Source organism: Mesorhizobium sp. B2-3-13 (assembly GCF_006442195.1).
Lineage (GTDB): Bacteria > Pseudomonadota > Alphaproteobacteria > Rhizobiales > Rhizobiaceae > Mesorhizobium > Mesorhizobium salmacidum.
Genome location: NZ_VFVQ01000010.1, coordinates 192,053 through 204,276, shown reverse-complemented (window position 1 = coordinate 204,276; position 12,224 = coordinate 192,053). Strand labels below are relative to the sequence as shown.

The window sequence follows — 12,224 nt, the reverse complement described above, 5'->3', positions numbered from 1 at the left end:
AGCCACCGCATCAAGAAATGCGCCTGGAATGACGACTATCTCATCAATGCCATCACTCATATGCGATAGCCCTGCCCACGAGGGGGAGATGGCCGGCAGGCCAGAGGGGGCGCGCTGTCCCGCCAGCGCATCAAATGACTGGTTACACCTGTCGCAATTCTCGGTCCTTCAAGATCAAATCAGAGGCTGGCGATCCTTCACGCCCCCTGCCGGACATCTCCTCACGAGGGGGGATTGGCAGCGCCACCATCACTATTTGGACTATCGTCACGATTGCTGCACTATATCAGTGCATAACTGACCGGACGGGTCGGGGAGAACAGGGCATTTGAAGGAAGCAAAGATCCAGAAACCGGAACGGCAACAGCGCCTCTTCGGGCTGTCCACACCGCTTCGGTCGGCCGTCATACCGCCGCTGTCGGCGGCGCGCTGGCTGCTGGTGCTGATCGTTGCCGCTGGTGTCTATTTCTTCCATGGCTTCCTGTTCCCAGTGCTGGCCGCGCTCGTCATCGCTTTCGCCAGCTGGCCGCTCTATCGGCGCCTGCTGGTCGGCGTCGGCGGTAACCGAACCATCGCCGCCACATTTGCCATCCTGTTCATCCTCGCCTTCCTGGTGATACCGATCGCGCTTGCCGGCACCTATGCAATCAACGAGGTGCGCGAGTGGGTCGGCTGGGCGATCGAGACCAATCGGCACGGTGCGGTGACGCCGCACTGGATCGCCACCCTGCCTGTGGTGGGTGAGTGGCTGAACGAGCAGTGGACGGCCAATCTCGGCCATCCCGGCGGCATCGGCGAACTGATCCAGCTGGTCAGCGGCGCCAATATCGGCAGCATCTACCGCGGCGCGCTCGCCGCCGGCGGCAGCGCTTTCAGCCTCTTTCTGACGCTGCTGTTCATGATGATCGCCCTGTTTTTCGCCTATCGCGATGGCGAGAATTTCGCCGGCCAGATCGACCGCCTCGGCGAACGCATCCTGCCGACCCGCTGGGAGCGGATCTCCCGCGTCGTGCCGGCGACCATTTCCTCGACCGTGACCGGCATGACCGTGATTGCCATCGGCGAGGGTCTGGTGCTGGGCATCGCCTACTGGCTGGCCGGCGTGCCGTCGCCTGTGACGCTGGGCGCGCTGACAGGCGTGATGGCGCTCATCCCCGGCGGTGCGCCGCTGTCCTTTACCTTGGTGTCGATTTACCTCGCCGCCAGCGGCTCGCCGATGGCCGGCCTGGTGCTGTTCATATGGGGAACGGTCGAGCTGTTCATCGTCGACAAAACATTGCGCCCCAAGCTCGTGGGCGGACCGATAAAACTGCCCTTCCTGCCAACTTTTTTCGGCTTGATCGGCGGCGTCAAGACGATGGGTTTTCTCGGCCTGTTCATCGGCCCGGTGCTGATGGCGCTGCTGGTCGCGATCTGGCGCGAGTGGCTGCGCGAGGTGGAAATGGCAGACGAGACGGCGGACGGCTCTGCCGCCCAGATCGAGGCGGGTCCGCAGATCGACGTCCTGCCCGAACCAAGCGCCGCGAAGAAGGCGAGCGCCGGATAGGGATTTCGGACAAATCTAGGCCGGATGGTGCACCGCAAGGTCGCCCCGGCGCCTGCGCCCGTCATGCAGCTGCCAGAGCGAATGGGCGACCAGCGTGACGATCAGGATGCCGCCGCCGATCAGGCTGTTGCGCGTCGGCGTCTCGGCGAAGATCATCCACACCCAGATCGGCGCCAGCACCGTTTCGAGCAGGTAGAACATCGCCACTTCGGGTCCCGAAATATATTTCGGCCCTGCGGCGAGGCAGAAGAACGAGATCGGCATGATGACGGCGCCGTTGAAGATGATCCACCACGGCGCGTTCACGTGGAAGCCTTCGCCTGTCACCATGAAGGCGGCCAGTCCAAGCGGCAGAAGGACGCCGATCAGCGAGGTGAATCCCATATCCTTGCCGCTGGCGCGCGAGATGGTGATGGCGACCGCGATGAAGAAAGCCGAGCAGAGCGCCATGAAGTCGCCGAACAGCTTGCCGGTGCCGACCGAACCGCCGACGATGACCAGCACGCCGAGGATCATGACCAGCATCGCCACGATCGTCACCGCCCGCGGTCTTTCCTTCAGGAATATCCAGGACAGCAGTGCGGCGAACACGGTGTTGAAGGCCAGGATAAACACCAGATCGGCGGTCGAGGTATGAAAGACCGCCGTAACGAAGGTAATCGAGGTCAGCCCATAGCATATCGCCACGATCAGCCCGGACCAGCCGGGGATGAGCGGCGGCACATTCCGGCTCAGCGCGCGCCAGACCGACCAGATGATCATCGCGGCGATGAAAGTAGTTCCGGTCCGCAGCAAAAGGATGGTCCACGCGCCGCCATCCGCAAGGCGGATCAACGGTATGTCGACAGTCAGTATTAGTCCGCCGATGGCGGTTATCAGAAGACCCTTCTGGTGGTCATGGTGAGAGGACATGCAGGAACTTTCGCAATTGAATTGCAGGCGATGGCCGATCGGCGCAATCGCGCACTCTCTCCAGCCGAGCGGCTGAAAGACCAGCATCCCCTGCCTTGAAACAGTTAAGCGTGGATCGTGGGAAAACTCAGCGTCAGACCGCTTCGTTGGTGTAGCGCTCCCAGCCTTTTGGGCCGAGATGCTCCTGCGGCATGAAGCGCATCTTATAATTCATCTTGCGCGAACCATTGACCCAGTAGCCAAGGTAGACATGGGGCAGTCCCATCGCCTTGGCACGGGCGATGTGGTCGAGGATCATGAACGTGCCGAGCGATCGGCTTTCGAAATCGGGATTGAAATAGGAATAGACCATCGACAGGCCGTCGGCCATCTTGTCGGTGAGCGCCACCGCGATGAGTTCGCCCTGACCCTTGCCGGTGATGAAAGTATCGGGTCCGCGCCGCCGGTATTCGATCACCTTGGTGTCGACATGCGTATCCTCGACCATCATGGCGTAGTCGAGCACCGTCATGTCGGACATGCCGCCGCGGCGATGGCGGGCATCGAGATAGCCGCGGAACAGCGAATATTGTTCGGTCGAGGGCTCGGCATTGTGCATGGCGCCGACGAGGTCGGAATTGTGCTGCAGCACGCGCTTCATGTTGCGGCTGGCGGTAAACTCCTGGGCCAGGATACGCACGGATACACAGGCACGGCAGGTCTCGCAGGCTGGCCTGTAGGCGATGTTCTGCGAGCGCCGGAAGCCGCCTTGCGTGAGCAGGTCGTTCATCTCCGAGGCCTTGTCGCCGACCAGATGCGTGAACACCTTGCGCTCGAACTGGCCCTCGAGGTAGGGGCACGGCGACGGCGCGGTCAGGAAAAACTGCGGCGACTGGGTCGGGTGCTGCGTCATCGAGCCTTGGAAACACTCCTTCGAATCGCTCTACCTTTGGCTCCGGCGGCGAAAAATTCAATAGGATAGTGAAGGTGCGGTTGACTGAACACCTTCACATTTGCGCTCAAGGGGCTGCGGTTTCTCTTGAGGGTCGGTTTTAGCGGCCAGTGCGGCTGACGACCGTGCCGAGCAAAAGATCGTGCAGCGTGCGCTTGCGGTCGGAGAACAGGGTCACCAGCAGGACCAGCGGCGACAGGATGACGTTGCCGGCCCAGAACAGCACGGAATGGACGACCGCCGTGAGGCCGTCGATCGGCCTGCCGTCGAGACGGTCGAGGCGGATGCCCATCATCTTCATGCCCGTAGTAGCCTGGTCGGCGCTGCCAAGTGTGTTCCAGATGTAGAGGATGGCGACAGCCGGCACCAGGACGCCAAATAGCATCCAGCCAAGACCGAGGGTCAAAAGCCCGAGGAAGAACACCAGGATGGCGAACGGAATGGTGAGCAGGGCGACGATGATATAGTCGAGCACGAAGGCCAGGATGCGCCTTGTGCGCACGCCTTCATAAGCCCTGACATCGTCAAGCCGGGTGTCGATGATTTCGCCATCGAGAACGCGAGCGTCCATGTCATTTCCTCGTAACAGGGGCCTGCTTAGCCTGGGCCCACCTCATCAGAAATGGTGAAGGCTGATGGTGGAATCAAGATCGGACCGTTTCGCCGCGCACCGGGCAGGGTAGAACGGGCTGACGGTCTGAACCGGTTGAATTTGCAGCGTGGATGGCGTTAGCTTGCTGCGGCGCAACAAGACGCCGAGGGGACGGGGTGATATGGACTACGACATGCTGGTCATCGGCAGCGGCCCTTCGGGCCGCCGCGCGGCGGTGCAATCGGCCAAACTCGGCAAATCGGTGCTGGTGGTCGACCGGGGCCGGCGTCTTGGTGGCGTCTCTGTGCACACCGGCACCATCCCATCGAAAACGCTGCGCGAAACTGTGCTCAACCTCTCGGGCTGGCGCGAGCGCGGCTTCTATGGACGCGGCTATCGGGTCAAGCAGGATATCTCGGTCGGCGACCTGATCGAGCGCCTGCACAAGACGCTCGACCACGAGGTCGAGGTGCTGCAACACCAGTTCATGCGAAACACGGTCAAAAGTGCGCGCGCGGCGGTGAAATTTCTCGGCCACAACAAGGTCAGTCTGACATCTGACAATGGCGATTACAGCGAAGTCGGCTTCGCCAACGCGCTGATCGCCGTCGGCACCCGGCCGCATCGGCCGCGCGACGTGCCCTTCGACAAGACCCGTGTCTTCGACAGCGACGAGATGCTTGAACTCGACCGGCTACCGCGCACGCTGACGGTGATCGGTGCCGGCGTCATCGGCGTCGAATACGCCACGATCTTTTCCGCGCTCGACGTACCGGTGACGCTGGTCGAGCCGCGCAACTCCATCCTCGATTTCGTCGACCGGGAGATCGTCGACGATTTCATCCACCAGATGCGCGACCGCGGCATGACGATAAGGCTGGGCAGCGCGGTCAAGGAAATCCGCTCCAAGCCGGAAGCCGCCGAGGTGGAACTGGCCGACGGCCGCACCATCCGCTCCGAGGTCGTGCTCTACGCCGCCGGACGCACCGGCAATGTCGGCAGCCTCGGCCTCGATGTGGTTGGTATCGAAGCCGACTCGCGGGGCCGCATCAAGGTCGATCCGCAGACCTTCCAGACCAGCGTGCCCAACATCTACGCGGCCGGCGACGTCATCGGTTTTCCGAGTCTCGCCTCGACCTCCATGGAGCAGGGCAGGGTGGCCGCCTGCCATGCCTTTGGCGTGACCCTGCCGGCGCCGCCGGAGACCTTTCCCTACGGCATCTATGCGGTGCCGGAGATATCTACGGTCGGCCAGTCCGAGGAACAGGTACGCCAAAGCGGCGGCGCCTATGAGGTTGGCGTCGCGCGCTTCCGTGAGACGTCGCGCGGCCACATCATGGGCGTCGACACCGGCTTCCTGAAGCTGTTGTTCTCGATCGAGACGCGACGCCTGCTCGGCGCGCACATCGTCGGCGAGGGAGCCACCGAACTCATTCACATCGGCCAGGCGGTGATCAATCTCGGCGGCACGGTCGACTTCTTCGTCAACAACACCTTCAACTACCCGACGCTCGCGGAAGCCTACAAGATCGCCGGCCTCGACGCCTGGAACAGGATGGGAAGAGGGTAGATCAGCCTTCCAACCCCGACAGCAGCGCCAGCATCACGTCGGCGGAGGGCATCGGCAGCACCGCCTCGATTTCAGCGGGGCGCACGCCGGCTATCGCGCCGACGTCACCCGCCACGGTGCCGAGCGGCCCGCGGAATCCGTGCTTTGACCAGGCAAGCTCCTGCAGCTTGGGGCTGGTCAGCGCCTCCAGCAGCCTGTCAACCGAGGGATCGACGACGATCAGCGGATGCGCCGAATAGACGGTTGGCCTGGGGTAGAGAATCTCGGGCTTGGCGCCCATGCCGGCCTGCACCCTTTGCCAGCGCGCGGGATCGGCGAGCGCCCATTCCACCAGTTGGTTCTCATAACCCACCACCATCGGCTCGGCGCCGAGACCGCCGGCGATGTACTGGTCGAACAGCTTTCCCGACGAGGACGACTTCAGCCCCATGCCGCGGAAGATCGCCTTGGCCTGGTCGCCGTGCTGGGCAAGCAGTTCCTGGGTCGCCACGTCGCCGCTCATCAGGCTGAGCACCAGGCCGGCGAACATGAAACCGGAGTTGGAGCGGTTGGGATCGGTGGAGACGATACGGGCGCGGCCATAAAGCTCGTCAATGCCGAGATCGGCCCAGTTCTTGCCGGCCAGGACGGCATCGAGCAAGGCCTTGAGATCGAGCTGGTTGTAGCCGCCCTTGGCGGCGACCGTGACTAGCCCGCTCTTCTTCAGCCCTTCGACCACCGGTCCCCAGGTGTAGACGACGATCGGCGAGTTGAGCACCACCTGGTCGTTGCGGATCGAGACGCCGTTCTTGCGCGCGAGATCGACCATGATCGAGGAAGAGGGCCACAGGAATTGCGGTTTTTGGGTGAGCAATGCCGGCTCGCGCACCATCTCAACCGAACCGGCGACACGCGCATCGAGTTCCAGCCCGTAGCCGCCAAGCGCATGCACGACGTCCAGATCGGCCAGGAATGCCTGCTTCTCGCCGCCGATGAAGCCGAACAGATGCGCTTTGTTGCCAAGATAGCCACGAAACTCGGGACGATCCTTCAGCGTCAAATAGCCGCCGGTGCCGGCAGCGGCGACACCCAGCAGACCCAGTCCGAAAGCGCGGCGCGAAATGGCCATCAGCGTCCGATATCCTCGTTCAGCGACTCCTGAATGAGTCGCAGGTCGACGTCGAGCGTGCCGAGTTCGCTATCGGCCAGGCTGTCGGCATAATGCACAAACGCGTCCTGCAGCTTGGTGATGACGGCGCCGACATTGGCGAGCCGGACCTGGCTGGGTGCACGCCGGTTCGCCAGCGTCGCGTAACCTTCCGCCACTTCCGCCGCCTGCGGCACGTAGTAGGTGAGGAAACGCCGCACCGAGGGCGCGGTTTCCGGCTTCGTCTCGACTTTGGAAATCACGTCGGCGGCGATGTCGGACAGGTTCTTCACCTTGGCCTTCATGTCCTTGTCGGTGATCGAACCGGCCGCTGCCGACAGCCGGTCCGCGGCTGGCTGCGCTTGCGCCAGAAGTTCGCGGGCGAAGGCCACTTTGCTGCCGCTGAGCGTGCTGAGGTCGAGCCCTTCGAAAAGCTGTCGCGGCGCCAGGACAAACACCAGCCCGGCAAAGACGAGGGCAGCGATGATCGCCGACACCAGAAACGGGAACTGGGTCAGAACACCCAAGCCGACAAGAAGCGCCGCCGAGATCACGCCCGCCGCGATCCAGTTCCAGTCATTGCCGAACAAGCCGCGCATCCCGGCAGGCTCTAATTGTAGCCGCGGGCGGCGCGGAAGGCGCCGGCCAGATCGCCGCTGCCGTCGAAGACCCGTGCCGACGTCGCCTTGGCGAGACTGTCGAGCTGGCTCTTGTCGGCGTCGCCGAAGGTGACGCCGAAGACCGGCACGCGCACGGGGGCGTTGCGCCAGCGTGCGAGAAACAGGTCCGCGCCGCCATCGGTGCGGCCGTCGGTCATGATGACGACGGCCGGGAGGTATTTCGAAAGGTCCGCCGTGGCAACGATCTTCCGCAGGGCCTGGTCGGCACAGGCATACATATCGGTGCCGCCGCCGGCGCGTTGCTGGGCAACGTCCGTCAGCAGCTCGCTCTGGCCCGCCGCATCGCCCTTCGCCTCGAATGTGTCGCGCACGACGGCGTCGAAAGGCAGCACGAAGATGCGGTCGGACGGCGTCCATTGCACCAGCACCTCGCTTGCCTTTTCCGGCGTGAACAGGAATTGCGCGGCCGCCTGCAACTGTTTCTCGCCCTGGTCTTCCATCGAGCCGGAGAAGTCGAAGCACAGCGCCGTCAGCGAAGGCTTGCGCAAGGCCTCCTGATAGAGGTCGAGCGCCTTGCGGATCACCGCCGGCTCCGGCATGCGGATCGATGTCACCAGCTTGCCGGGATCAAAATTCCAATCCGGCTCGGCGGTGGCCGGGATGGCCGCGCCGCCGAGCGGCAGCCGCCGGCCGGTATCGGCGATGCGTTTGCGCGCCGCGTCCGACTGCAGATAGGCGAGGAGGTCGGTGAAGAATTTTTCGACATCGGCTCCGCGTCCATGATCGATGAAGCCGAGCGGCGAGTCGCCGACAGCGACGCCGTCGGCCGGATAGACGGCGTATAGCGGCTCGTTGCCCATCTGCTTGAGCTTGTCGTTGGTCTCCTTCAGCGTCGCCTCGTAGTTCCACATCGCGTCATAGACGGTGCCCTTGCCGGCGCTGTCGACGTAGAGATCGGCGAGCCAGCCCGACGAACCGGACGAGCGCTCGACGCCTTGCAGCAAGGCACTTACCGTATCGTGCACGGCGGGATTGTCGAGGTCGCCCGGCTCGATCACCTGCTTGCCGCCGAGCGCGCTGGACAGCATGGCGAGATAGGCGCTGGCGCCCGAATTGGACTGCGTCGCCGACGTCATCAGGAATTTCAGCTTGCCGTCCTTCACCGCGGCCAGGATGTCCTTCATGAACACCGGCTTGCCGACCCAGCCGAGTTCGGTGGCCTTGGATTTGCGCACGCCCAGAATGACCGGCATCTGCGCGATCGACGTCAGGTTGCGCACCTTGCGGCCGCTGTCGAACAGGTCGACCCAGACGCTGGAGGCCGGCCAAACCGCGTCCTGGTCGAGGCCGCCAGGCTTTTGCAGTCCGAGCCCGATGTCGAGCGAGCCTTGATAGGAAATGGTGCAGGTCGCGCCTTGCTTGGCGCAGAATTCCTGGACGATCGGCTCCAGCACCGTATTCTCGGAGCCGGAGACGATCGAGAATTTGACTTGGCTGGAATTGCAGGCCGTCAAAAACACCGCGAAGGCGAGCAGCAGAACGGACGTCAGCGTCTTCGGCATGGCGGTTCCGATCAGGACTGGGTCAGTGCTTTCTTCAAGTCGATCGTCATCTGGTCCATCTGTTTTTCGGCTTCGGCCCGCTTCTGGCGGCCCTCCTGCTGGACTTTCAGAACGCCTTGTACCGTGTCGATGAGATCGCGATTGGCCTGCGCCAGCGTCTCGACGTCAACGATGCCGCGCTGCGCCTGTTCCTCGACCGAAATCGCCTGGTCCTTCATCATTTTCGACGTCTGGCGGATCATCTCGTTGGTTGCGTCGGTCACCGTCTTTTGCAGCTCGAGCGCCGACTTCTGGTTGGTCAGCCCAAGCAGGATCACCATCTTCTGCTTCCATGCCGGCACGGTCAGCGCCGAGGTCGCTTGCAAATTCTCGATCAGCGTCTCGTCGCCCGACTGGACGATGCGAATCTGCGGCAATTGCTGGATGCCGAGCTGGCGCGCCTGCACCAGGTAGAAGATGCGCTTTTCCAGGCGGTCGAGCGCCTGCACGGCGTCCTGATAGGTTTGCGCCTCCAGCGTGCCTCCAGTGTCGCCGCTAGCGGCATCCGCCGCGGCCTTCAACTTCGGCAACTCGTTGCCGCGGTAGTCATCGACGAATTTCTTGCCGGCCTGCACATAGGCATCGAGCTTGAGGATGGAGCCCTTTGTCTGCTCATGGAGCTCGTCGAGCACGGCAATGTCGCGCCGCAGCGTGTCCTTGTGACGGTCGAGTTCGAGGCCGATGCGATCGATCTGTCCCGCCACGTCCTCGTACTTCTCCTTGAAGCGCTCGAGCCGCTCCTTGAACGAGGAGAACAGGCCGCTGAGGAAACCCTGGTCCTTGAGCGAGGCCGGATCGAGATTCTTGGCCTTCATGATGATGTCGGTCAGGAGGTCGCCGGTATCGCCGAGGTCTCGGTTGCGCAACTGGGACAATATCTTGTCGGCATAGTCGCTGACTGCCTGCTGGGCACGGTCGCCATAGACAGAAATGCCGGCACGGTCTCTGACGTCGATCGTGCTTTCGATTCTGGCGATGTCGGACGGATTGGCTACGATTGCCGGCAATGTCGAAGTGTCGTCGAGCAAAGTGATGCTGTTCTTGTCGGCCATGCAGACCTCCCCTCAGTGAACAGTATCTCGATAGGCAATCTGTAACAGTGATATGTCGCCGCTGTGGACAATGGAAGCTGGAGGCAGCCCAAGGCCGTAGATAAACGCTATTCTTCAACTTGTGCGTCCGATGGACCCTTCCTGCGCAGCCGCCACCGATTCCGCCAGCCATCGGCCGACGATCGCGGCGTCCGGGTTGCCGATTTCGTGGCCCGATGGAACAATCCGGGCGTCGATTTCCGTGCCGTGCCGGCTGAGCAGCGTCACCAGCGCCGGCGCGAAAGGCCCGTAGGTCTCGTCGGCGGCTCCGGCAATGATCAATGTCCGTGTTCCCGCAAGGTCCGTCGCCGGGACCTTGTCGAGCACAGGCATTGGCCTCAGCAGCGCGGCGCTCCGGACCATGCCGGGATGGAGCAGCATCAGGCTTGAAACCAGATTGGCGCCGTTCGAATAGCCAAGGAATGTCGCGTGATCGAGATCAAGCCCGTGGCGCGCGGCGGCTTCTCTTGCGAATGCCGCGAACGTGGCGGTTTCGACACGGATGCTTTCCTGGTCGAAGCGCGTCGGCGAGATTCGCTCGAACCAGCGAAAACCGTCCTCCTGGGGGATACGGCCACGCACCGCGACCAGTGCGGCATCTGGTGCCATGCGTCTCGCCAGCGCCACCATGCTTGTCTCGTCGACACCCGATCCATGCAGCAGGAACAGGCATTCACGGCCGCCTCCGCCGGCGCCGAGGAGACGATAGGGAAAGGCCAGGTCCAGCATCGGCGGACCATTTTCGACACTGGCGCCAATCATATCGCATCCCGTTGATTATATGAGGTTTCGCTCAATTTGCCGGCTTCAAAACGCAATATTTTCATGCTCCGCGAAAGTTGATTGAACCAGGCGCATTCCAGCCCGTTTCTGCGCCGATATACTCTCTGTGGGAGGAATCGAAGCGGTGCGTCGGGGGTCGCATTGCTGGACATGAACAACCAGCTTTGAGGCCTTTTGTCGATGACCACCCCTATTTCGCCAGATCGCGATTCGCGTATCCCAGATCGCGATTCGCGTATCCCAGATCGCGAGTTGCGTATCCCAGATCGCAATTCGCGTATCTTGGAACGCGACACGCGTATCGATGTACTGCGCGCGCTGGCCCTGCTCACGATCTTCATCGACCATGTGCCGGGCACGGCTTTCGAGGCCCTGACCTACAAGAATTTCGGTTTTTCTGATGCGGCCGAAGCGTTCGTGCTGATTTCCGGCATCTCGGTCGCGCTCGCCTACGGCACGAAATTCCGGCCGGGAGGCCGGCTTCTGGCGACCTTGAAGATGTGGCGGCGGGCGGGCGTGCTCTACGTCGCCCATATCGTCACGACGATGGTGGTGATGGCCCTGTTCTGCGCCGTGGCGGTGTTTGCCAAGCGGCCGGAACTGCTGAAGCTCATCAATATCGAGCCGCTGATGAAGGACACGCCGCAAGTGCTGGTCGGCATCGTCACGCTTGGCCACCAGCTCGGCTACAACAACATCCTGCCGGTCTATGCCGCGCTGCTTTTGATGGCGCCGGCCTTCGTGCTGTTTGTCAGCTACAGGCCCGTCGCGGCCCTTCTCCTGTCCGGCATGCTGTGGCTCGTTGCCGGAATCTGGCAGATCGCGCCGCCCAATTATCCCGAGCCCGGTTTCTGGTTCCTCAATCCGCTGTCCTGGCAGTTCCTGTTCAACATCGGCCTTGCCGCCATGCTGCATGTCAGGCGCGGCGGTGTCATTCCGGTCAACCGCTGGCTGATCGGCGCGGCCGCCGCCTATGTGCTGGCGGCGCTGGTGTGGGTGCATAGCCCGCTCTGGGGACATATAACGTGGTTCAACCTGCCGGTGGTGATCGGCGGCTTCGACAAGACCTTCCTGTCGCTGCCGCGGCTGTTGCACATCCTGGCGGTCAGCTATCTCGTCGTCGCCCTGCCGGCGCTGTCCGGCCTGTTGCGCACCAGCCCCGATCATCCGTTGGCGATACTGGGCAAACGATCGCTGCCGGTCTTCATCGCGGGCACGGTGATCGCCATGGTCGCTCAGGTGATGAAGGTGATCAATCCGGGCGGGTTCGTCTATGACAGCCTGCTAATATCGGCCGGCATTGCCATGCAGTTCGCGCTCGCCTTCTATCTCGAATGGCTGTCGGCCATCGGCGGTTCGGGCAAGGCCCGCACGGCCCAAAAGGATCTCGCGCCGGTTCGTGCGCCTTTGGGCCTCTCTGCCATGGCAAGAGCCAATCGGTAGTCGGTTCGG

At 62.8% G+C, this 12,224-nt stretch carries 11 protein-coding genes; 3 read left to right on the top strand and 8 right to left on the bottom strand.

Annotated features, from left to right (window positions below; all coding sequences use genetic code 11):
• Nucleotides 1-328 precede the first annotated feature (328 nt).
• Nucleotides 329-1,546 (top strand): AI-2E family transporter, encoded by a 1,218-nt coding sequence (locus FJ941_RS14720; RefSeq protein ID WP_140506565.1) that lies wholly within the window; start codon nt 329-331, stop codon nt 1,544-1,546.
• Nucleotides 1,547-1,561: 15 nt separating this feature from the next.
• Here FJ941_RS14720 and FJ941_RS14715 read toward each other — a convergent pair whose 3' ends face one another.
• The 3 genes from FJ941_RS14715 to FJ941_RS14705 all read right to left on the bottom strand — a co-directional run bounded on the left by FJ941_RS14715 (nt 1,562) and on the right by FJ941_RS14705 (nt 3,960).
• Complete coding sequence (locus FJ941_RS14715) at nt 1,562-2,458, bottom strand: DMT family transporter (RefSeq protein ID WP_027146679.1); 897 nt, start codon at nt 2,456-2,458, stop codon at nt 1,562-1,564.
• Nucleotides 2,459-2,591: 133 nt separating this feature from the next.
• On the bottom strand, nt 2,592-3,350 hold the full coding sequence (locus FJ941_RS14710) for an arginyltransferase (protein WP_140506563.1): 759 nt from the start codon (nt 3,348-3,350) through the stop codon (nt 2,592-2,594).
• Between the two features lie 139 nt (nt 3,351-3,489).
• Nucleotides 3,490-3,960, bottom strand: a complete 471-nt coding sequence (locus tag FJ941_RS14705; RefSeq protein ID WP_140506561.1) for an RDD family protein — start codon at nt 3,958-3,960, stop codon at nt 3,490-3,492.
• Between the two features lie 202 nt (nt 3,961-4,162).
• Here FJ941_RS14705 and sthA point away from each other — a divergent pair, with 202 nt between their 5' ends.
• Nucleotides 4,163-5,551: a Si-specific NAD(P)(+) transhydrogenase gene (gene sthA / locus FJ941_RS14700; protein ID WP_140506559.1), complete on the top strand. Its 1,389-nt coding sequence runs from the start codon at nt 4,163-4,165 to the stop codon at nt 5,549-5,551.
• A 1-nt stretch (nt 5,552) separates the two neighbouring features.
• On the opposite strand, the gene FJ941_RS14695 is transcribed toward sthA, so the two are convergent.
• The 5 genes from FJ941_RS14695 to FJ941_RS14675 form a co-directional block, all read right to left on the bottom strand.
• Nucleotides 5,553-6,659, bottom strand: a complete 1,107-nt coding sequence (locus tag FJ941_RS14695; protein WP_140506558.1) for a hypothetical protein — start codon at nt 6,657-6,659, stop codon at nt 5,553-5,555.
• A complete protein-coding gene (locus tag FJ941_RS14690; RefSeq protein ID WP_140506556.1) occupies nt 6,659-7,276 on the bottom strand; it encodes a 5-bromo-4-chloroindolyl phosphate hydrolysis family protein in 618 nt (205 codons plus the stop codon). The genes FJ941_RS14695 and FJ941_RS14690 overlap by 1 nt, the downstream gene beginning before the upstream one ends.
• Before the next feature lie 11 nt (nt 7,277-7,287).
• Nucleotides 7,288-8,859, bottom strand: coding sequence for a substrate-binding domain-containing protein (locus FJ941_RS14685; RefSeq protein WP_140506554.1), 1,572 nt, complete (start codon nt 8,857-8,859; stop codon nt 7,288-7,290).
• Nucleotides 8,860-8,870: 11 nt separating this feature from the next.
• A complete protein-coding gene (locus FJ941_RS14680) occupies nt 8,871-9,950 on the bottom strand; it encodes a toxic anion resistance protein (protein ID WP_140506552.1) in 1,080 nt (359 codons plus the stop codon).
• Between the two features lie 114 nt (nt 9,951-10,064).
• The gene (locus FJ941_RS14675) at nt 10,065-10,751 is read right to left on the bottom strand and encodes an alpha/beta hydrolase (protein ID WP_140506550.1); all 687 of its coding nucleotides are present in this window, start codon (nt 10,749-10,751) and stop codon (nt 10,065-10,067) included.
• 201 nt (nt 10,752-10,952) lie between these two features.
• Here FJ941_RS14675 and FJ941_RS14670 point away from each other — a divergent pair, with 201 nt between their 5' ends.
• Entirely contained in the window at nt 10,953-12,215 is a 1,263-nt protein-coding gene (locus FJ941_RS14670) for an OpgC family protein (protein WP_140506548.1), read from the top strand.
• Nucleotides 12,216-12,224: the final 9 nt, after the last annotated feature.

Coding starts and splice junctions, on each gene's coding strand:
- FJ941_RS14710 (WP_140506563.1), bottom strand. CDS start 3,350: ATGACGCAGCACCCGACCCAGTCGCCGCAGTTTTTCCTGACCGCGCCG.
- FJ941_RS14695 (WP_140506558.1), bottom strand. CDS start 6,659: ATGGCCATTTCGCGCCGCGCTTTCGGACTGGGTCTGCTGGGTGTCGCC.
- FJ941_RS14680 (WP_140506552.1), bottom strand. CDS start 9,950: ATGGCCGACAAGAACAGCATCACTTTGCTCGACGACACTTCGACATTG.
- FJ941_RS14715 (WP_027146679.1), bottom strand. CDS start 2,458: ATGTCCTCTCACCATGACCACCAGAAGGGTCTTCTGATAACCGCCATC.
- FJ941_RS14685 (WP_140506554.1), bottom strand. CDS start 8,859: ATGCCGAAGACGCTGACGTCCGTTCTGCTGCTCGCCTTCGCGGTGTTT.
- FJ941_RS14675 (WP_140506550.1), bottom strand. CDS start 10,751: ATGATTGGCGCCAGTGTCGAAAATGGTCCGCCGATGCTGGACCTGGCC.
- FJ941_RS14705 (WP_140506561.1), bottom strand. CDS start 3,960: ATGGACGCTCGCGTTCTCGATGGCGAAATCATCGACACCCGGCTTGAC.
- FJ941_RS14670 (WP_140506548.1), top strand. CDS start 10,953: ATGACCACCCCTATTTCGCCAGATCGCGATTCGCGTATCCCAGATCGC.
- sthA (WP_140506559.1), top strand. CDS start 4,163: ATGGACTACGACATGCTGGTCATCGGCAGCGGCCCTTCGGGCCGCCGC.
- FJ941_RS14690 (WP_140506556.1), bottom strand. CDS start 7,276: ATGCGCGGCTTGTTCGGCAATGACTGGAACTGGATCGCGGCGGGCGTG.